Genomic DNA, 21,317 nt, shown 5'->3' with positions numbered 1-21,317 from the left:
TAATGCTATGGCTATACATCATGAAGATTGGTCTCTTTTACGGCTCCAGCACCTGTTACACCGAGATGGTGGCAGAAAAAATCCGCGATATTCTCGGTGAAGATTTGGTCGACCTCCACAATCTGAAGGATGTCAGTCCCCGCGTGATGGAAGAGTATTCCATCCTAATTTTGGGGATACCGACTTGGGATTTCGGCGAATTGCAGGAGGATTGGGAAGCCGTTTGGCCGCAATTAACGCAGCTTGATCTTAAGGGAAAGATTGTTGCCATGTATGGCATGGGTGATCAATTCGGTTATAGCGAATGGTTTTTAGATGCCCTTGGCATGCTACATGACCATATTGCCCCGCTGGGTGTGAAATTTATTGGTTTTTGGCCCACCGAGGGATTTGAATTTACCAGTCCGAAGCCCCTTAGCGCTGATGGCGAGCACTTTGTCGGTTTGGCACTCGATGAGGTCAATCAGTACGATTTAAGTGAGGCGCGGATTGAGCAATGGTGTGAGCAGATTCTGTTAGAAATGGATGCGCTGCTTTAGCCTAATGGTGTTGAGAATGAGATAAACGGGCAGCAAGTATGCCCGTTTTACTTCAATGCTGTTTCACTTCAATACCGTTGCCACACGCGCTTACTTCCACAAACGGAATTTATCTTGTGAACCGCCGCCTGCGGGAATTGGGTCTATCGACATTTCTTCCCCAGCCGTTTCTGGCACCGTTGTTTCGCGGCTTTGTGTCCCGGTCAAACGTTGCGCTGAAGCCACCTGATACCAGTCCAATTGGCGAGTCAGGATCATGACAGCCGCCAGAACGATAAACAGCAACCCAGCCCCCAGTAACAGCGCATTGTCTTCTGATTGCAGCAAACCATACAACACGCCGTAAAGCAGTAATAACCCCGCTGCAAAACACATGCCCCGCAACCACCCACCCAATACAGCACTCAGATAAATGGCAATCAAAGCGCTACAACTCAGGCTAGCGATGATATACGCCAGCGTGAAACCAAGATGCTCAGCGAACGCCAATAACATCAGATAGAACAAGACTAACGCCGCGCCAACCAACAGATATTGAATCGGATGGACGCGCAGTGACGTTAAGCTTTCAAACAGGAAGAAACTGAAAAATGTCAGGCCGATAAACAAAATGGCATATTTGATCGCCCTTGCCGTCAGTTGATAATGGTCAACTGGCTCAATGAGACTGGTGTTAAACGCTGGTAAATCATTGAAATCAAGGCGGGAGTTATCGCTCGCAAAATTGATATTCATGCTGTTAGCCAGCCAGTTACTACTCCAATGGGCACGAAAACCATTTTCATCAACTTTGCGCTGCATCGGCAGGAATTCGCCGATAAAGTTAGGATGTGGCCAGTTACTCTGTAACGTCAGTTCGCTGTTACGCCCAACAGGGACGACTGAAAGGCTGTTGGTACCAATCAGGGTCAACTTAAAATCAATATCAAATTTACCCTGCTGGATCTGCGCCAAAGTCAGCGGCACATGAACTCCTTGCGCGCCACCTCTCCCCATAAACGCCCCAGGTTCAAAGTTCATTTTTTCACTGCCCAACGTCAGTGGCGAAATCTGCTGAATGCCCCGCGAATCACTTAATGCCAATACTAGCGATGGTGCCCCAATAATGACGCCTTCGCGTGCCAAATCATCTAGTGATGAAGGCTCGAATTGACCATGAAAATAGAATTCACCCTGATATACCTGAGCTTTATAAATCCCAAGTTGGCGAACATCAACATTTGGCGCACCTTTGACGGTCATGACTTCAGGCAATAAATAGCGGTGATGATAGACACGCCGCCCCTGTTTTTTGCCGTCAACTTCGGTTTCCACCCATTCGCTATAAGGCACCACAATTAATGGGCCTAGAATTTTCTGCGCTCGGCTGGTGCTATCGCTAACTTTATCAATCACACTTTGGCGATAGCCGCTACGCTCGTCGATAACATTCAACAACATCTCTTTGGGGATCATCATCAACAAAATTAAGCCCAGCAATGTGGCTATTTTCCAAAACAGAACGGATTTAAACATGACTTGCACTCCTTTTAAGGTCAGGAGAGCAGCCTAACGACGTGAAGTGAAAGGAGAATGAGGTTATGTGAAGTGAGCGTGAAGTCAGCCGTTAAACATTATCTCGCGGTAACATCAAGCGGGCGGTTACGCCTTGTGGCTGGCGGTTTTCCAGCGAAATAGTGCCTCGATGAATTGCCGCGACCTCGCGAACAAAATTTAGCCCCAGCCCCGTGCTTTTAGGGGTGTTGGCTCTGGGCAGTGAATAAAAACGGTCAAAGATCCGCGCTTGGGCATATTCGGGAATACCACTGCCACTGTCTTCAACCGTAATGGCATAGTCATTCGCTCGCCGCTCACCGTGCAATGTCACTTCGCCCCCTTCAGGCGTAAAATCCAGTGCATTATCAATAAGATTACTCAGTGCTTGACTCAGCAATAAGGCATCACCCGTTATCATCGCGCTATCTGCGCCCAAAAAGCGCAAGTCAATACCACGGCTGACCGCCTGAGCCTCTTTGCCATTAAAGGCTTGCTGCAATATCGGACTGATCTCCAACGGGGAAAGTTGCAGGTCGACTCGGCTCTCTAACCGTGCCTGAATCAGCATTTTATCGACTAACTGTTGGATACGCGCACTTTGCTGCTCAATATTGAGCAGAAAACGCTGGGCCGTGGCCGGCGGCGGGGACTCCCGCAATAACTCAGCCGCGCCGGTAATGGCCGCCAACGGGCTTTTCAGTTCATGAGTTAACGTGTGAACGTATTGTTCGATATAGGCTTTACCGTCCAATTTCAGACGCATGCTTTCTAATGCCTGCGCCAAGTCATTGAGCTCGCTGCTCCCCATTGCCGGTAACGCGGCGGGCTGTCCCTGTGCGACTTGTTCGGCATAGTTGACCAATTTACCGATTGCACGGTTGATCCACCAAACAAAGCCCAACCCGATTAATAGCGCAATACCCAATAACACGCCGCCAGCTAACAAGATTTTACGTTCACTGCGTTTGATGACCGGTGCCATCGATATATTGGGTTTCCCTACGCTAAGCACACCCATAATTTTATTATCAACCATGACCGGCGCGGCGACATACATCACCGAACTTTGCTCATCATTGGGGTCAGTGCGGCTACTGCGCGCGCCATATTCGCCGCGCAGCGTTAACCATACGTCATTCCAGCGTGAATAATCTTGCCCCACCGCTTTGCCGGAGGAATCAAAAATGACTTGCCCATTAGCATCGGTTAGATAGACCCGATATTCGTTACGATCCTTGCGAATACCTTCAATATTGGCCCCGATCGGCCGTAAATTCAGCGATGCAAAGGCTTGTGCTAACTGGCCGCCTGCAACCTTGTCTTGCAACATGTCCTGCCGAGCAAACTGGGCCAATAAGGTCGCGGTATCCACCAATGTGCCTTCGGTAGCTCGCCGCACACCCGGTTTAACTTCCTGCACAAAAATGCGAATCACAAAGTAACCCGCAATAGCCACGATCAGAAAATAGCCTAGCAACAGTCGGATACCGATTTTCATAATAAATAGCTCATGGGCAATGGCTCATCATCGGTAACTTAAGGTTGATATGTCAGGCTATAGCCTAGCCCGCGATGGGTGCGGATGGGCGATTCTTCATCGTAAGCCATACGCAGTTTTGAGCGCAGTGTCTTGATATGGGTATCGACAGTGCGGTCTTGGCTCTCTTCCGCCTGCGCCCAAACAATATCCATCAGTTGTTGGCGTGAATAGATGCGCTCAGGAGCCAGCAGTAGTGTTTTCAGCAGTAAGTATTCATAGCGTGTGAGCCACAATACCTGTTGATGATAGGTCACGCGCGCGCCTGCTTCATCGAGGGTGAAATGACCAAATTGATGGAGTGCTGTAGGGGCAGATAGCATTTGTGACTTCTGCAAACGGCGCAAAACGGTGCGTACTCTGGCGCTCACTTCGCGGGGTGAGAACGGTTTAGCAATATAATCGTCGGCACCAATTTCCAAACCGATAATCCGATCCAGCTCTTCACTACGGGCGGTCAAAAAGACCACCGGTAACTCTGGTACCTGCGCCAAGAGACGGCGGCAGAGGTCAAAACCGTTGATATCGGGCAAGCCGACATCCACTATTGCCAATGCGGGCGGGCCGTTAACCAATGCCGCGAGCGCCGGTTCCCCCCGGTCAAACCACCGGAGGGTAAAACCTTCGCTTTCCAGCGTATAAATAAGCGTATCGGCAATGCTTGGCTCGTCTTCCACCAGCCAGATTAACGGCTTCATCAGGTATGCCCTTCATCCGCATCAAAGGAGTGACGCAATAGCAAGCAAAGTTGCCGCCACTCATCTTCTGACATGCTATCAGCCGCCAGCCATAGGCGCTTACAGGTTGATCGACTGTTTGCCTGCCGTAAGCGCAATAACACGCCATATCGGGTCATCCATGGCTGCTTAACGACAATCCATTCAAGCCGTTTCCATAGCACCACATTGCCGGGTTTCAGCCTGATCTCCCCTTGGCAGGAGGTAATATTCTTCTGGCTGCGGATACACTCAAAGACTACCAGCGTCAGTAATACTAACCACAGCGCGGTATAACCCTGAGGCCAGGGTGCGACCAGCGTGAGTATGACCAAGACACCATGTGTCAATAAAGAGAAAAGTTGAGTGTGCCAGGATATACGTAGGTCACATCGCCACTGGGCCACGGGCTTTATTTCGCGTTTGAATCAATTTCACCATCTGACGCAGTTCGTCATCCTGCGGCTCCCCATGATTCATCAGCCAATTGAAAAGGTCTGGGTCATCACATTCCAGTAGCCGAATAAAAATCTGCTTCTCGCTATCACTCAAGCCATCATATTCGTATTCAAAAAATGGCATGATGGAGATATCCAGTTCACGCATACCACGGCGGCATGCCCAGTGAATACGGGCTTTATTATCGATTTCCATGTCCTGATTGACTCCTCAAAGAAGGATGCTGATAGGCTAAAGGCGCTAGAGTGCTGTTTTTTCATACATATTCAGCACGTCGCCACAGAATCTGCGGCTATTGTACCTCAGAAAGAGAGGAATTCAGAGACAGGATAATAATGGTCAATCCGTGGAATAACTGCTTGCAAAGCTACTCGGCTATTTTACCATTGAGGCATCAGTTTTTCGCAGACACTTAACTTCACAAACAATCAATTCGCAGGTAAATAATGGCACATAACACTCCGTTCGTTGCACAACCGCCCGCTGCATCCTCCGAACTGCCGTTAACGCTAATGTCACTCGAGGATTGGGCGCTGGTGACCTTAACCGGCGCTGACAGAGTCAAATATCTGCAAGGGCAAGTGACCGCTGATATTGATGCTCTGCCCGATGATCAGCATATTCTTTGCGCCCATTGTGATGCTAAAGGGAAGATGTGGAGCGATTTGCGGCTATTTCACCGTGGTGAGGGGCTGGCGTATATCGAACGCCGTAGTCTGCTTGACCATCAGTTAACTGAACTGAAGAAATATGCCGTGTTCTCCAAGGTAGCTATCACCGCGCAACCTGATGCGGTTTTATTCGGTATCGCTGGCGCGCAGGCAAAAACTGCGTTGGCGGAAGTCTTTGCTGAATTACCTAATGCCGATCATCCGGTGGTACAACAAGGAAATAGCACGCTGTTGCATTTTTCGCTGCCTGCCGAGCGTTTCCTCTTGGTCACGGATAGCGAACAGGCGCAGCAGCTGGTGGATAAACTGGCTGATCGTGCTCAATTGAATAACAGCCAACAGTGGTTAGCCTTGGATATTGAAGCGGGCTTCCCCATTATTGATGCTGATACTAGCGCGCAATTTATTCCACAGGCGACGAATATTCAGGCATTGAAGGGCATCAGTTTCAGCAAAGGTTGTTACACCGGTCAAGAGATGGTCGCCAGAGCAAAATACCGTGGCGCGAACAAACGTGCGCTGTATTGGCTTGCAGGTCATGCCAGCCGTGTTCCGGCTGCGGGTGAAGATTTAGAGTGGCAATTGGGTGAAAACTGGCGTCGCACGGGCAGTGTATTGGCGGCCGTTCAACTCAGTGATGGTCAGTTGTGGGTTCAAGCAGTATTGAATAACGATCTGGCGGCAGACAGCGTGCTGCGCGTTCGTGACGATGCTGATAGCGTACTGACTATTCAGCCATTGCCGTATTCATTGACCGAAGAGTAATCTCCCTCGTCTGCCCCACATGTTTGAGGCCGGTTATCCGGCCTCAATATTGATGACAAATCCCTCTACGTTTTTACGGCCTCATCAAACGTACAAATAGATCGCCATAAAGTGGCAAACACTGCCACCTAGCACAAAACCGTGCCATATCGCGTGGCCAAAGCGGATACGTTTAGAGGCATAAAAAATCACCCCCAATGTGTAGAGCAAACCACCGGTGGCCAGCAATGCCAACCCGCCAATCTCAAGTTTTACCGCCAACTGATAAATCACAATCAGTGATAACCAGCCCATCGTTAAATAGGTGACCAGCGACAGCACTTCAAAGCGATGAGCGAAGGCCAGTTTGAATATCACACCAATCAGTGCCAGCCCCCAGATAACCGCCATTAAACCTCGCGCCAGCGGTGAATCGAGCCCTACCAGCAGGAAAGGCGTATAGGTTCCGGCGATTAAAAGATAAATGGCGCAGTGATCGAACTTCTGTAACCAGAGTTTCGCCTTACGGTGTGGGATCGCGTGATACAGGGTCGAGGCTAAAAACAGCAAAATAATGCTGCCGCCGTAGAGGCTATAGCTGGTGAGTGCTTTGGTATCAGCGCCGGTATCCACGGCTTGCACCAAGAGCAAAACCAACCCAATGATACCGAGCACCACACCAATGCCATGGCTGATGCTATTGGCGATTTCTTCCGCCCATGGATAAACCGGCGTAGTGGTTGTTGGAGTGACTGTTGTTGCCGCAGTGACTGTCGTTACCGCAGGCGCATCAGGGATGACGGGGGTCGAAGGTTTAGTCTTCAATACTGATTTTCCTGAATATTATTTATTTTATCGCAGGTCATCGTTAGCTCATTCCGTTAGCCTGATAAACGATGCTCTAGTTGTACAAAAATACCACACTCAGATTAACTGAGAATGATTCCAGTGTACACGTGTACGCTAAAATATTCTGTCAGCACATGTAAGCTGCCGTGACAGTGCCTAATGGGTGGAAAATCCTGTATTGAGCTGCAACCTTTTATTTTCCGCCAGCCATATCCAATACACTACCGGTGACATAAGAAGCGCTGTCTGACAGCAGCCAGACAATGGCTTGTGCCACTTCTTGCGGGTGGCCACCACGCTTCATGGGCAGTGAACTTTGTACGCGATCAACCCGCCCAGGCTCTCCTCCGCTGGCATGCATATCTGTATAGATAAAACCCGGACGCACACCGTTGACTCTGATACCTTCGCCAGCGACTTCCAGCGACAACCCCGTGGTTAACGTGTCAATCGCCCCTTTGGACGCGGCATAGTCCAGATATTCGCCCGGCGCACCAAGGCGGGCGGCAGCAGAGGAAACATTCACAATCGAACCGCCATTGCCACCATGGCGAAAAGCCATACGCTTAATGGCTTCGCGGCTACATAAAAAATAGCCAGTCACGTTGGTGGTTAGCACCCGATTGATGCGCTCAGCGGTTAATCCTTCGATGCTGGTTTGGGGGAACAGGATACCGGCATTATTCACCAGTGCAGTAAGCGGGCCGAGCTGGGCTTCAAGTTGTTCAAACATTGCGACAACTTGCCGTTCATCGGCAATATCAGCCTGCAAGGCCACTGCAAGTCCACCACCTGCGGCAATTTCAGCCACAACGTGTCGGGCTGCTTGTTCGTCATTGATATAATTAACCGCGACTCGATAGCCCTGCTTTGCCAACAGCAATGCCGTGGCGCGGCCAATGCCTCGACTCCCGCCGGTCACTAATGCCACTTTTTTATGCATGCCCTAACCCCCTATTCCACCGTGAAGATGTTCCAATTTGAAGCGTAAGCGTCGCCATCGTTTAACTGAACTGCCCATAAAAAAGGGCTGCAGTTTGATGTGCAGCCCTCAGTATCATTCAAAACACCTATTACTTGTAAACAGTTCTCGTCATCAGTTATTCGTAATCAGTCATTGGCACACATGAGCAGAACAGATTACGGTCACCGTAGACATCATCAAGGCGTTTCACGGTTGGCCAATATTTGTTTTCCAGCACTCCGGCAATAGGGAATACCGCCAGCTCACGGCTGTAAGGGTGCTGCCAATCACCAACTAATTCCGCTTGAGTATGAGGTGCGTTCACCAGTGGGTTATCTTCCAGCGGCCACTCACCTTTAGCGACTTTCTCGATTTCTGCACGGATCGCCAACATGGCATCGATAAAGCGGTCCAGCTCGACTTTACTTTCTGATTCCGTCGGCTCCACCATCAATGTCCCTGCCACCGGGAAGGACATCGTCGGCGCATGGAAACCAAAATCAATTAAGCGTTTGGCGATATCCATTTCACTGATGCCGGTGGCTTCTTTCAGTGGGCGAATATCCAAAATACATTCATGAGCAACACGACCGTCATGGCCGGTATACAGCACCGGATAGGCCCCTTTCAGGCGAGTCGCGATGTAGTTGGCATTGAGAATCGCTACCTGACTGGCTTGTTTCAAACCATCTGCCCCCATCATGCGGATGTACATCCAACTGATCGGCAAGATTGATGCACTGCCAAATGGCGCAGCGGAAACAGCCCCTTGCTGAGTGGTCATGCCATCAATTTGTACGACGCTGTGACCGGGAACAAATGGCGCTAAGTGGGCTTTGACACCGATTGGCCCCATGCCTGGACCGCCGCCGCCGTGGGGGATACAGAAGGTTTTGTGCAAGTTAAGGTGCGAGACATCCGCACCGATATAACCTGGGGTGGTGATCCCGACCTGCGCATTCATGTTCGCGCCATCAAGGTAAACTTGACCGCCAAACTGATGAACGATCTGGCAAACTTCACGAATGGTTTCTTCGTAGACGCCATGAGTTGACGGGTAAGTCACCATAATGCATGACAGCTCATCACCTGCTTCACCCGCTTTCTTCCGCAGGTCATGCAGATCTATGTTGCCTTTCGTATCACAAGCTACGACGACGACTGACATCCCCGCCATCTGCGCGGAAGCTGGGTTAGTGCCGTGGGCAGAGCTTGGGATCAAACAGATATGGCGGCTCGCCTGATTACGGCTTTCATGGTAACGACGGATAGCCAGCAGCCCCGCATATTCCCCTTGCGCGCCTGAGTTCGGCTGCATACACACAGCGTCATAACCGGTCAGTTGTACCAGCCATTGCGACAGTTGACCGATCATCTGCTGATAACCCGCCGCTTGTTCTGGTGGGCAGAATGGGTGTAATTCAGCGAATTCCGGCCAAGTGATTGGGATCATCTCAGCCGCCGCATTCAGCTTCATGGTGCAAGAGCCTAGCGGGATCATCGCCTGATTCAAGGCTAAGTCTTTACGCTCTAAACGATGCATGTAACGCATCATTTCCGTTTCGCTGTGGTAACGGTTAAAGACCGGATGAGTCAGAATCGCGTCTTGGCGTAACATTGAGGCTGGGATCGACTGGCTATGTTGACTGACTTTGGCATCAAGTTGGTCAATGTCCAGACCGTGGTTATCACCGATAAGCAGGGAGAATAGCGCCTGAATATCTTCACGGGAGGTGGTTTCATCCAGCGTAATACCGACGGCACCATGTATGTCAGTACGCAGGTTAATGCCAAAGCTCAATGCTCGGGCCAAAACAGCGGCTTTGTCTTTGATGTCAACCGTCAGCGTATCGAACCAATGTTGGAAGCGCAGCGTCAGACCGGCTTGCTGCAAGCCAGCCGCGAGAATGTCGGTCATTCGATGAATACGCCCAGCGATACGCTGCAAGCCCTGCGGGCCATGATAAACCGCATACAAGCTGGCGATATTGGCCAGTAACACCTGAGAAGTACAGATGTTGGAGTTCGCTTTTTCGCGGCGAATATGTTGCTCACGAGTTTGCATCGCCATGCGCAGCGCAGTGTTGCCCGCCGCATCACGCGATACGCCGATAATCCGGCCCGGCATCGAGCGTTTAAATTCGTCACGGCAGGCAAAGAAGGCGGCATGCGGGCCACCGTAGCCCATCGGCACACCAAAACGCTGCGCGGAACCAAAGACCACATCGGCACCCTGCTTGCCCGGCGCCGTCAGTAACACCAGCGCCATAATATCAGCGGCAACGCTCGTCATGATTTTGCGTTTTTTCAACTCAGCCAGTAACGCGCTGTAGTCATGCAATTCGCCGGTGGTGCCAACTTGTTGCAGTAGCACACCGAACACGCCGTCCAGCTCCAGCACTCTTTCCGCACGGTCAATAATCACTTCAAAACCAAAGGTTTCCGCGCGAGTCAGCACCACATCCAACGTTTGTGGATGAACGTCATCGGCGACGAAGAAGCGATTAGCCTCTTTCAGTTTGCTCGCACGTTTAGCCAGCGCCATGGATTCTGCTGCGGCGGTGGCTTCATCGAGCAACGAAGCAGACGCCAAATCCAGACCGGTGAGGTCTTGGGTCAATTGCTGGAAATTCAGCAATGCTTCAAGGCGGCCCTGAGAAACTTCCGGTTGATAAGGGGTATAAGCGGTGTACCAGCCTGGATTTTCCAGCATATTGCGCAGGATAACCGGCGGTGTCAGCACGGGGCTGTAACCCATACCAATATAAGATTTATAGCATTGATTCTGGCTGGCAATCCCTTTCAGTTCCGCCAGCGCCTGATGTTCAGTCGCGGCATCACCCACTGGTGGCGGGCTAGGTAATTGGATATCTGCCGGAACGATCTGCTGGATCAGTGTCTTTAACGAGCTGGCACCAATGGCGGCCAACATCTGTTGCTGCTGTTCGGCTGAAGAACCGATATGGCGCGCAATAAAAGCATCGTTATGTTCAAGCTGGCTGAGATTCTGAGTCATTGCTACGAATTCCTGAATAATGCAAGGTACGAGAAGTGGCACTAATTTGGTCTGATGACTGGCATCAAAAAAGCCCCGATAAGCGGGGCTATTTCTATTTACTCGTCGATAGTGGCTAAATATCCTTCAGCATCTAACAAACTCGCCAACTCGCCCTCATCAGACGCTTTAATGCTAAACAACCAACCATCAGTGTAAGGTGCGCTGTTGACCAGTTCTGGTGAACTCTCCAGCTCGGTATTCACCGCAACGATTTCACCGCTGATTGGCGCATAAATATCGGATGCCGCTTTCACTGACTCAGCGACGGCACAATCGCTGCCCGCGGAAACGTCGCTGCCCACTTCAGGCAAGTCGACAAATACCATGTCACCCAATAATTCTTGCGCGTGTTCGGTGATCCCTACGCTATAAACGCCATCGCCATCGGCACGGACCCACTCATGGGAAGAGGCATATTTTAAATCTGCTGGTACATTGCTCATTGCTGCGACTCCAATTCATTTGGGTATAGAGCCAAAGTTTAGACTCATATAATCTGGAATGATGACAAATAAACTTACAGTGCGACCGGTTTACCCGCCCGCACAAAACCTGGTTTTGTGACCCGTACCGGCATTTCACGGTGACGAATCTGTACGACAGCATTTTCACCAATACCGGCTGGCACACGGGCCAATGCGATACTGAAACCCAATGTGGGCGAGAAAGATCCGCTGGTAATGACGCCAACCTGTGTCTGGCCTGAGGCATCAGAGAAATGCACGGGCAGATCATTACGCAAGACGCCTTTTTCCGTCATGATCAAGCCAACCAATTGCTCAGTACCGTTAGCACGTTGTTGCTCCAGCGCTTCACGGCCAATAAATTGGCGATCTTCCGGTGACCAAGCCACCGTCCAACCCATATTGGCAGCTAACGGAGAAATCCCTTCATCCATTTCTTGGCCGTAGAGGTTCATTCCAGCCTCAAGACGCAGGGTATCGCGTGCGCCAAGACCAGCCGGTTTGACACCCGCTGCCAGAAGTTGCTGCCAGAAATCAACGACATTTTCTTTAGGCAAAGCGATTTCATAACCGGCTTCACCGGTGTAGCCCGTGGTGGCGATAAACAAATCGCCCGTCTGAATACCAAAGAATGGTTTCATCCCTGCAATGGCTTGCTGTTGCTCTGGGGTCAGTAAAGTGGCCACTTTCTGTTGTGCTGTTGGGCCTTGTACCGCCACCAGCGCCAGATCGTCACGCACTGTCACTTCAACCTGATAAGGTTCAGCGTGCTGTGTTATCCAAGCCAGATCTTTATCGCGGGTGGCCGAGTTAACCACTAAGCGGAAATAGTCTTCACGCAGGAAGTAGACAATCAAATCATCAATAACACCGCCAGATGCATTCAGCATTCCGGTGTAAAGGGCTTTGCCTGGTTGGGTCAGTTTGGCGACATCGTTGGCGAGCAGATAGCGAAGGAATTCACGGGTACGTGCGCCGTGCAGATCGACAATCGTCATGTGGGAAACATCAAACATACCAGCGTCTTGGCGCACAATATGGTGTTCATCAATTTGGGAGCCATAATGCAGTGGCATCATCCAACCATGAAAATCTACCATGCGCGCACCACACGCCACGTGTTGGTCATACAGCGGGGTCTGCTTTGCCATCTTTACTCCTGAAATTAAGGCATGACGGGTATAACGCAAACGATACCTTTTACCCAACGTTATCACCGAATTCTCTCAGTAACCATAAGCTAAAATAAGCGAGAACACGGAGTGAAGGTATAAAGTGCAGGGATATTATTCAGAATTTTCCGCTAAAAAACCGTGGATGAAGGCACATAATTAACAATTAAGCAGTGAAAATGACGATTTTATATAACGAAACCACTAAAAGCCTGTCAGATTCAACTTTTCAGGTTTTTAGTGGATATGAAAATAACTAATGCGAAAAACTGACTGAAATTAGATTATTTCAACTGAGGGGTGAGAATCTCTGCAAGACAGCACTGAGAAACCACCCAGTACAGATGTCTGCATAGGGTGGCGTCTAGTAAAGTCTAAATTTGGCACGGCGACAGATACAGCACTATTGGGAAGGTTCTAACCAATCGGGTAAATCATTGAGCCCCATGGCCTGCCGCACTAGTTGCGGTTTAATCCCCGGCAAATTATCGGCTAGCGTTAGCCCGATATCTCTCAGCAGCTTTTTCGCCGGATTGCTGCCAGCAAACAGATCTCGGAAACCTTGCATACTGGCGAGCATCATTGCAGCACTGTGTTTACGGCGGCGCTCGTAACGGCGCAGATAAAGATGTTGGCCGATGTCCTTGCCCTGACGCTGCAAGCGACGGAGTTCTGAAACCAGCTCGGCGGCATCCATAAATCCTAAGTTAACACCCTGCCCTGCCAACGGATGAACGGTATGGGCGGCATCCCCGACCAAAGCCAGCCGATGAGCGGCAAAACTACGGGCATAACGCCCCACCAGCGGGAAGGTTTTTCTCTCGCTCTCAAGCTGACATTGCCCCAAGCGCATATCAAACGCCATACCGAGTGCTTGGTTAAATTCTGCCGCGGGTAGCTCAGATAACGCCGCAGCGCGCTCAGGTGGAAGTGACCAAACAATCGAGCACAGATGGGGGTCGCTGAACGGCAGAAAAGCCAAAATACCGTCGCCATGAAATACCTGACGAGCAGTGGCCTGATGAGCCTCTTCAGTGCGGATCGTTGCCACTAACGCATGGTGGGCGTAGTCCCAAAAAGTCAGCGGGATATCCGCTTGCTGGCGCAATTCAGAGTGAGCGCCGTCTGCGCCGACAACCAGCTTGGCGCTGAGCATGCGGCCATCCGTCAACGTGATAAAAGCTTCGCTTTCTCCCCAGGCAACCTGTTTAAGGCTTGCGGGGGCTAACAGCGTGATATCCGCGAGCTGGCTAGCACGTTGCCACAGTGCTTGCTGAATCACGCGGTTTTCAATGATATGCCCAAGGTGGCTAAAGCCATATTCATCGCCATGGAATGAAATTTTGCCAAAGCTGTCTTGATCCCAAACTTCCATGCCGTTGTAAGGGCTGGCACGTAATGCTTGAATGCCGTCCCACACGCCAATTTTTTGCAACAAGCGCTCGCTGGCCGCATTGATCGCCGAAACCCGTAGCGCTAACTCACCAGTCAAAGGGGCAGAGAGTAACTCTGGCGCGGGCTGATGCTCTAGAATAGCGATGCGCAAACCACTGCCTTGTAAACCGCAGGCCAATGCCAAACCGACCATTCCGCCACCAGCGATAACGACGTCATATGATTGCATACCGCGACAATTCCTCATGAATATTAACTTTTAGCCTCACTCTTTCGATGCTTGATCGTGAGGTCAGGCTCATAGGCAGGCTAAGTATTAACGCTCAACCCATCCCAAAGTGCGACGTGCAAACGCATCACGGACCACGGGCAGATACTCCATCGACATCAACGCCAAATTGCGCCCGACGACTAGCGGGCCGTAGCGATTGGCAAACAAGCGAATTAAGCCATCGGTAACACCAATCGTGGCTTGCTGGTCCTGTCGCCGCCGCTGTTGATATTGAGCGAGTATCCCATAATCACCCAGATCGCTCCCCATCACACTGGCCTGTGCGAGGGTTTCAGCCAGCGACATCACATCGCGCAGCCCGAGATTAAAGCCCTGCCCAGCAATCGGATGCAACGTTTGCGCCGCATTGCCCACTAATGCCAGACGATGGCTGACGTGGCGCGAAGCCGTGAGTAGGTGTAATGGGTAACTATGCCGTTGCCCGACATGGCGCATTTGCCCCAACCGCCAGCCAAAAGCGCGCTGTAGCTCCGCCAGAAAACGAGCATCGTCCCAGCTATCGATTTGCTGTTGATCTTGTTTCGCATGACACCAGACCAATGAGCTGCGCCCTTGAGACATCGGCAACAGCGCTAATGGCCCATGACGGGTAAAACGTTCAAACGCACGGCCGTTGGGCAATTCGGAAGTGGTGACGTTAGCAATGACCGCGATCTGTTGGTAATCCTGCTGTTGCCACTGGATGTGGCAAGCACGGGCCAATGCAGAATGAGAACCATCTGCCGCCACCAGCAATTGAGCGCTCAATTGCTGGCCATTATCCAACGTCACACTGGCGGATTCAGTGGTGCGAACCACATCCACTACTTTTGCCGGACAATGCAGCATCACACCCGGTGCCTTTTGTAGCAAGGCAAACAGCCGTTTACCGGCGTCATGCAGCTCAATAACATGCCCTAACGCGGGAACACGATAGTCATGCGCTCGCAGATTGACACAACCGGAATGCCCACTGTCACTGACATGAACATGATCAATGGCGGTGGCGCAATCGGCTAAAGCCGACCAAATGCCAATGCGGTCAAGCTGCTGGCAAGTTCCTTGCGCCAATGCAATGGCTCTGGCATCAAACCCTGGATGCGCCCGGCTATCAGGCTCCTGCGCTTCAACGAGTGCAACTGGTACCTGCCCTTTTGTCAGGGATGAAATCGCCAGCGCCAGTGTCGCACCCGCCATCCCGCCACCTACCACTATCACGCTCATTCGTTATCTCGCCGCAGCCATTAACGCTTCGATCGCATCGGGGTCTTTTACCACACTGGCTGTCAGGTTTTCATTGCCGTCAGCCGTGATCACGATGTCATCTTCGATACGAATACCAATGCCACGATATTGCGCGGGAACATCCGCATCGGGCGCGATATACAGGCCTGGCTCGATAGTAAGCACCATACCAGGCTCCAGTGTGCGGCCACGATCACTGTTGCTGTAATCGCCAACATCATGAACATCTAACCCCAGCCAATGGCTGAGTCCGTGCATAAAGAAGGGCTTATGTGCCTGCTCTGCAATCAGTTGCTCGATATCGCCTTTCAGGATGCCCAAATCGACTAAACCCGCCACCATGATTCGCACCACCTGTTCCGTCACTTCACGGATGCTGGTGCCGGGACGGAACAGTTCTAGTGATTTGTTAATGGATGCCAAGACGATGTCATAGATTGCCCGTTGGGCGGGCGTAAACTTGCCATTAACAGGGAAAGTACGGGTGATATCACCTGCATAGCCTTGATACTCACAACCTGCATCGATCAGCACCAATTCGCCATCCCGCAATTCGCACTCGTTTTCGGTGTAATGCAGAATACAGCCGTTCTCACCGCCGCCAACGATAGTGTTATAGGCCGGATAGCGCGCACCGTGGCGAGTAAATTCATGCAGAATCTCCCCTTCCAACTGGTACTCAAACATACCGGGGCGGCATTTTTCCATGGCACGGGTATGGGCTAACGCACTGATTTCGCCAGCGCGACGCATCACAGCAATCTCTTCTTCTGACTTAAACAGACGCATTTCATGCAACCACGGCCGCCAATCAGTTAACGTTGCTGGCGCACGCAGATTTTTACGAAAACCGTTACGTAACCTTTCCAGTGCGGCAAAAACAATTTTATCTGCATAATCGTATTGGCCCTGCGCGTGGTAAATCACATCAAGGCGATTAAGCAGCAAATAGAGTTGCTCGTCGATTTCATCGAAAGGTAATGCCCGATCGACCCCAAGCTTAGCGGGGGCGGCCTCTTGCCCTAGACGGCGACCAAACCAGATTTCAGCGGTTAAATCCCGCACCCGATTGAACAGCACACTATGGTTGTGCGTTTCATCGCTTTTCACCAAAATCAGCACAGCTTGCGGTTCGTTAAAACCGGTTAGGTAGCTAAAATCACTGTTCTGCCGATAAGGATATTCAGAATCCGCACTGCGTGTGACTTCTGGTGCAGCAAAAAAAATCGCTGCGCTACCTGGTGCCATCTTCGCCAACAGCGCCTGACGGCGATTCTGGTATTCTTGTTCAGTCATTACACTCTCCTGAAATAGCCGGTCTTCACCCGTCAAAACATCACATAGCGTAGCTTAATGTAATGTCGGCTTGCGCATCTCTGGCGCGGTGGGCTTATCTTGGGTGAATTCGATATGGCACAAAATGGCCGCCACACGGACATACTCAATCACCTCTTCCAACGATTGAGCTAACTCTTCCTGATCTTCATCTTCGTCATAACCCAATTGAGCGATATTACGCAGGTCGTCAATCGCTTCGCCTGTTTCGCCTTTCACCTGAGCCAGCTTCGGCTGCAACATCCCCAGCCCTAGCAGGAAATGGTTCACCCAACCGGATAATGCATCTGCACGCTCAAATACCGTGATCTCTTCCCCCTCGGGGATCAGCAACTGGAACATAAAGCCTTCATTTTCCAATGCTTCTTGTGTTGCTTGATGTAACTGTTGTAACTGTAAACCCAGAGTTTGCGGGAAGGCAACGCCGTCGTTGGTCAGGTCATGCACCATGACGCGCCACCCTTCGTCTTTACTGCCGCCGCAGAGTAATCCGCTGATAAGGCCATGCATTTCTGCGGGGGTTAAAGCCACTGCTTGCTGGTTCAGTGCCAGGGCAACGGATTGATAAGTTGGTAATGTATTCTCTATAGACATGCGTATTGGTCATCGTTGGCTGGATAAGTTCATGTTATGCTACCATCAAGCTCAGTCCCTATACCAGAAAACGCATAGCCACAAAGTGGTTGTATCTTGGTATTGAGGTATATATAGTGACGCCCGCTTTGACGCTACGAGCAATTTGCCTCTGGTTTTCAAGGCTAGCGCAAAAATTAGTCAGGAAGGTGGCATGTCTGCACAACCGGTAGATATTCAAATTTTTGGTCGCTCGTTAAGAGTCAACTGCCCGCCAGAACAACAAGATGCGTTGAACATGGCAGCAGAAGATCTTAACCAACGGTTGCAAGATCTTAAAGTTCGCACTAGGGTCACCAATACAGAGCAGTTAGTTTTTATCGCGGCATTGAACGTTTGTCACGAATTAGCTCAGGAAAGGTTGAAAACTCGCGACTATGCATCCAATATGGAACAACGTATTCGGATGTTACAACAGACCATTGAACAGGCGTTGCTTGAACAAGGTCGCATCTCTGAACGTCAGGATGCACAATTTGAATAAATCTCTGTTGAATGATAGATTCAGTAGGGAGTAAAGAATTTCTCTGAGATGTTTGCCAGCGGGCCAGTCCCCTGAGCCGATATTTAATACCAACAGAATGTAGTGCCTCCGTAACCGGTGCGCATGCTCGGTCCGCCGAGAAGCCTTAAGGTTGCGACGCTGCGTTCACCTTGAACCATGGGTTCAAGGGTTACAGCCAGCAGCGGCATCTCGGAGATCCCTTTCTTATCGGGTAACGGTCAGTTTCAGTTACCACGTTCGTTTTGACACACGCTATTTTTCGCTGTTAAGTCAATCACATGTCCTTGAATCCACAAGATGCCTTTGAGCAGCATGCCCTAGAAAGACAAAGTGTTCGCCAAGCAATTCGTGAGCGTCGGCGTCGATTAACCCCCGAACAGCAACAGCATGCAGCCCATTCGGCCGCCAATCATTTCGCTGCGCATGAAAAAATTCAGCAAGCCAGCAACATTGCGATATTTCTTTCTTTTGATGGCGAGCTTAATACCGCGCCAATCATTGCATTGTTGTGGCAGCAAAATAAGCAGGTTTACCTGCCGGTGCTACACCCATTCAGCCCCGGTCATCTGCTCTTTCTTCATTATCGTCCTGATAGTTTACTCATCCGTAACCGCTTAAAAATCCTTGAACCGCAGCTCGATGTACGGGAGGTTCTACCGCTCAATCAATTGGATGTGGTGATAACGCCATTGGTGGCGTTTGACCACCATGGTCAGCGTTTAGGTATGGGAGGCGGGTTTTATGACCGCACACTGCAACACTGGCAACAAGGCGGCCCCTATCCTATTGGGTTGGCTCATGACTGCCAGCAAGTCGAGCATTTACCGAATGAACATTGGGATGTGCCTTTGCCAGAGATAGTGACCCCTGAAAAAGTATGGAAATGGTAAAAGATCGTATTTAGGCATTAAAAAACCCGATATCAACCGATATCGGGTTATTAGGCATGAGCCACTATCTTCGCCGCTAAGATTAATACAGTAAGCGTGCGCGGATAGTCCCTGGGATAGCCTTCATTGCTTGCAACGCTCTTTCTGCATTTTCTTCATCATCTGTTTCAACGTCGATGACAACGTAGCCGATTTCAGCGCTGGTTTGCAGATACTGCGCAGCAATGTTGACGTTCTGTTCAGCAAAAATTTTGTTAATGCTGGTCAGGATGCCAGGACGGTTCTCATGAATATGCAGCAAACGACGAGTATTATCGCCATGAGCAGGCAGCGAAACCTCTGGGAAGTTAACCGCAGACAGTGTTGAGCCGTTATCGGAATACTTAGCCAGTTTGCCGGCGACTTCATCACCGATATTTTCCTGCGCTTCTTGAGTCGAACCGCCAATATGTGGCGTCAATAAGACGTTATCAAACTCACACAATGGTGAGTTGAACGGGTCTTTATTGGTGGCTGGCTCTTCAGGGAATACGTCAATTGCCGCACCAGCCAAATGATTACTCGCCAACACTTCACACAGCGCTGGAATATCAACAACAGTCCCGCGAGAGGCGTTAATCAGCATTGCACCTGGCTTCATCAGAGCCAACTGCTCAGGGCCAATCATATTTTTGGTGGAGTGATTTTCAGGCACATGCAAACTAATCACATCACTCATGTTCAGCAAATCAGACAGATGGCGAACCTGTTGTGCATTCCCTAACGACAATTTATTTTCGATATCGTAGAAGAACACTTTCATACCAACACTTTCAGCCAGAATACCCAGCTGCGTACCGATATGACCATAACCGATGATACCCAGTTTTTTACCACGGGCCTCATAGGAACCGACAGCCAGTTTATTCCACTCGCCGCGATGCGCTTTGGCGTTAGCCGACGGAATGCCCCGGAACATCAACAGTAGCTCGCCCAGTACCATTTCGGCAACCGAACGGGTATTGGAGAAAGGCGCATTGAATACCGGCACACCGCGCTTGGTCGCCGCCGTTAAATCAACCTGATTTGTACCGATACAGAAACAACCGACTGCAACCAATTTTTCTGCTGCAGCAAAAACTTCTTCGGACAGATGCGTGCGCGATCGAATTCCGATGAAGTGGGCATCACGAATAGATTCTTTCAGTGATTCGGTGTCTAAGGCACCTTTATGGTATTCAATATTGCTATATCCGGCTGCACGCAGATTATCAACTGTGCTCTGGTGCACCCCTTCCACTAACAGAAACTTAATTCTGTCTTTCTCCAGTGATACTTTTGCCATGTCCCCGACCCTATTTTCAGACTTCAGATGTGGCTGCCGCTATCGAATGAATTCGGTCAGCACCCTGTCAACATAACAAATATTACGCGAGCAGCAATACAAACGATTGCCTACCTCTCAGCATAACAACCACTGCGAATGTTAATTTATGGAATAAAAAACTAGCGGCAAGAGGGTTAATGGCAGGTTAAGAAATTGAAATGACGAAATGTGATATATATCACCAAATTTAACGTTTTTAAGAAAAGATAATTAAAGGTGAAAATTTTCAGGACAAAGCGGCCGCACCTTATCCTGAAAATAATCCAGCCGATTGATTTGGCCGATCAGAGCGTTATCGTTTTAACACCATCAGCGGTGCCAATCAGAGCGACATCAGCGCCACGGTTGGCAAATAATCCAACCGTCACCACACCAGCAATACCATTGATTTTATTCTCTAAGGCAATGGCATCTAAAATCGTCAGATTGTGGACATCCAAAATAACGTTACCGTTATCCGTCAGCACATTTTGGCGATATTCAGGTAACCCGCCCAGCTTAACCAATTCACGGGCGACGTAAGAACGCGCCATCGGGATCACTTCGACTGGCAATGGGAATTTACCCAGCACATCCACCTGTTTGGTCGCATCTGCGATGCAAATAAACTTACGCGCAATGGCCGCAATAATTTTCTCGCGCGTTAGCGCCGCGCCACCGCCTTTAATCATCTGCATATGGCCGTTGATTTCATCAGCGCCATCAACGTAGATATCCAGTACATCCACTTCGTTGCAATCAAAGACCTGAATACCGTAACTTTTTAGTTTGGCGGTAGAGGCATCAGAGCTGGAAACTGCTCCTTCAATTTTATCTTTGATGGAACCAAGGGCATCAATAAAGTGCGCGGCGGTGGAGCCAGTCCCTACGCCAACGATAGTGCCAGGCTTGACATAATCTAATGCTGCCCAGCCCACTGCTTTTTTTAGTTCGTCCTGAGTCATGGTGAGTCACTGCCTATGAGATGA

The 21,317-nt window shown here is 50.3% G+C and carries 20 protein-coding genes and 1 other RNA gene; 5 read left to right on the top strand and 16 right to left on the bottom strand.

Features of this window, described 5'->3' with window-relative positions:
- The first annotated feature begins 20 nt into the window (after positions 1-20).
- Positions 21-539, top strand: a complete 519-nt coding sequence (gene fldB, locus DA391_RS04440) for a flavodoxin FldB (RefSeq protein WP_050286440.1) — start codon at positions 21-23, stop codon at positions 537-539.
- 90 nt (positions 540-629) lie between these two features.
- Here the strand turns inward: fldB and creD are convergent, their stop codons facing one another.
- The 5 genes from creD to sdhE all read right to left on the bottom strand — a co-directional run bounded on the left by creD (position 630) and on the right by sdhE (position 4,982).
- Positions 630-2,054: a cell envelope integrity protein CreD gene (gene creD, locus DA391_RS04435; RefSeq protein WP_050082216.1), complete on the bottom strand. Its 1,425-nt coding sequence runs from the start codon at positions 2,052-2,054 to the stop codon at positions 630-632.
- Between the two features lie 91 nt (positions 2,055-2,145).
- Positions 2,146-3,573 carry a two-component system sensor histidine kinase CreC gene (gene creC, locus DA391_RS04430; RefSeq protein ID WP_050286437.1) on the bottom strand — a complete coding sequence of 476 codons (1,428 nt, stop codon included), beginning with the start codon at positions 3,571-3,573 and terminating at the stop codon, positions 2,146-2,148.
- A 38-nt stretch (positions 3,574-3,611) separates the two neighbouring features.
- Positions 3,612-4,310, bottom strand: a complete 699-nt coding sequence (gene creB / locus DA391_RS04425) for a two-component system response regulator CreB (protein WP_050286436.1) — start codon at positions 4,308-4,310, stop codon at positions 3,612-3,614.
- Positions 4,310-4,735, bottom strand: coding sequence for a protein YgfX (locus DA391_RS04420; protein WP_050082213.1), 426 nt, complete (start codon positions 4,733-4,735; stop codon positions 4,310-4,312). The genes creB and DA391_RS04420 overlap by 1 nt, the downstream gene beginning before the upstream one ends.
- On the bottom strand, positions 4,716-4,982 hold the full coding sequence (gene sdhE, locus DA391_RS04415; RefSeq protein WP_019211617.1) for an FAD assembly factor SdhE: 267 nt from the start codon (positions 4,980-4,982) through the stop codon (positions 4,716-4,718). The genes DA391_RS04420 and sdhE overlap by 20 nt, the downstream gene beginning before the upstream one ends.
- Positions 4,983-5,233: 251 nt before the next feature.
- Here sdhE and ygfZ point away from each other — a divergent pair, with 251 nt between their 5' ends.
- Positions 5,234-6,223, top strand: coding sequence for a tRNA-modifying protein YgfZ (gene ygfZ / locus DA391_RS04410; RefSeq protein ID WP_108087409.1), 990 nt, complete (start codon positions 5,234-5,236; stop codon positions 6,221-6,223).
- Between the two features lie 84 nt (positions 6,224-6,307).
- Here the strand turns inward: ygfZ and trhA are convergent, their stop codons facing one another.
- From trhA to DA391_RS04365, 9 genes are all read right to left on the bottom strand, one after another.
- A complete protein-coding gene (gene trhA, locus DA391_RS04405) occupies positions 6,308-7,000 on the bottom strand; it encodes a PAQR family membrane homeostasis protein TrhA (RefSeq protein ID WP_050082335.1) in 693 nt (230 codons plus the stop codon).
- Between the two features lie 244 nt (positions 7,001-7,244).
- Positions 7,245-7,994, bottom strand: a complete 750-nt coding sequence (locus tag DA391_RS04400) for an SDR family oxidoreductase (RefSeq protein ID WP_050286433.1) — start codon at positions 7,992-7,994, stop codon at positions 7,245-7,247.
- Between the two features lie 157 nt (positions 7,995-8,151).
- A complete protein-coding gene (gene gcvP, locus DA391_RS04395) occupies positions 8,152-11,031 on the bottom strand; it encodes an aminomethyl-transferring glycine dehydrogenase (RefSeq protein ID WP_050286432.1) in 2,880 nt (959 codons plus the stop codon).
- A 98-nt stretch (positions 11,032-11,129) separates the two neighbouring features.
- On the bottom strand, positions 11,130-11,516 hold the full coding sequence (gene gcvH / locus DA391_RS04390) for a glycine cleavage system protein GcvH (protein ID WP_050082209.1): 387 nt from the start codon (positions 11,514-11,516) through the stop codon (positions 11,130-11,132).
- Between the two features lie 74 nt (positions 11,517-11,590).
- Entirely contained in the window at positions 11,591-12,688 is a 1,098-nt protein-coding gene (gene gcvT, locus DA391_RS04385) for a glycine cleavage system aminomethyltransferase GcvT (RefSeq protein ID WP_050082208.1), read from the bottom strand.
- A gap of 424 nt (positions 12,689-13,112) precedes the next feature.
- Positions 13,113-14,333, bottom strand: coding sequence for an FAD-dependent 2-octaprenylphenol hydroxylase (gene ubiI / locus DA391_RS04380; protein ID WP_108087408.1), 1,221 nt, complete (start codon positions 14,331-14,333; stop codon positions 13,113-13,115).
- Between the two features lie 87 nt (positions 14,334-14,420).
- Positions 14,421-15,599, bottom strand: coding sequence for a 2-octaprenyl-6-methoxyphenyl hydroxylase (ubiH, locus tag DA391_RS04375; RefSeq protein WP_108087407.1), 1,179 nt, complete (start codon positions 15,597-15,599; stop codon positions 14,421-14,423).
- A gap of 3 nt (positions 15,600-15,602) precedes the next feature.
- On the bottom strand, positions 15,603-16,916 hold the full coding sequence (gene pepP / locus DA391_RS04370) for a Xaa-Pro aminopeptidase (protein WP_050873670.1): 1,314 nt from the start codon (positions 16,914-16,916) through the stop codon (positions 15,603-15,605).
- 54 nt (positions 16,917-16,970) lie between these two features.
- Positions 16,971-17,549, bottom strand: coding sequence for a YecA family protein (locus tag DA391_RS04365; RefSeq protein WP_019211627.1), 579 nt, complete (start codon positions 17,547-17,549; stop codon positions 16,971-16,973).
- A gap of 193 nt (positions 17,550-17,742) precedes the next feature.
- On the opposite strand from DA391_RS04365, the gene zapA reads away from it, so the two are divergent.
- The 3 genes from zapA (at position 17,743) to DA391_RS04350 (ending at position 18,983) form a co-directional block, all read left to right on the top strand.
- Positions 17,743-18,072 (top strand): cell division protein ZapA, encoded by a 330-nt coding sequence (gene zapA / locus DA391_RS04360; protein WP_004706812.1) that lies wholly within the window; start codon positions 17,743-17,745, stop codon positions 18,070-18,072.
- A gap of 37 nt (positions 18,073-18,109) precedes the next feature.
- Positions 18,110-18,293: non-coding RNA, 6S RNA (ssrS, locus tag DA391_RS04355), on the top strand.
- A 78-nt stretch (positions 18,294-18,371) separates the two neighbouring features.
- Complete coding sequence (locus tag DA391_RS04350; protein WP_050286428.1) at positions 18,372-18,983, top strand: 5-formyltetrahydrofolate cyclo-ligase; 612 nt, start codon at positions 18,372-18,374, stop codon at positions 18,981-18,983.
- Between the two features lie 82 nt (positions 18,984-19,065).
- Here DA391_RS04350 and serA read toward each other — a convergent pair whose 3' ends face one another.
- Positions 19,066-20,307, bottom strand: a complete 1,242-nt coding sequence (serA, locus tag DA391_RS04345) for a phosphoglycerate dehydrogenase (RefSeq protein ID WP_019211629.1) — start codon at positions 20,305-20,307, stop codon at positions 19,066-19,068.
- A 326-nt stretch (positions 20,308-20,633) separates the two neighbouring features.
- Complete coding sequence (rpiA, locus tag DA391_RS04340) at positions 20,634-21,293, bottom strand: ribose-5-phosphate isomerase RpiA (RefSeq protein ID WP_019211630.1); 660 nt, start codon at positions 21,291-21,293, stop codon at positions 20,634-20,636.
- Between the last annotated feature and the right edge of the window lie 24 nt (positions 21,294-21,317).

Source organism: Yersinia massiliensis (assembly GCF_003048255.1).
Taxonomy (GTDB): Bacteria; Pseudomonadota; Gammaproteobacteria; order Enterobacterales; family Enterobacteriaceae; genus Yersinia; species Yersinia massiliensis_A.
This window is presented reverse-complemented; position numbering and strand designations above follow the sequence as displayed.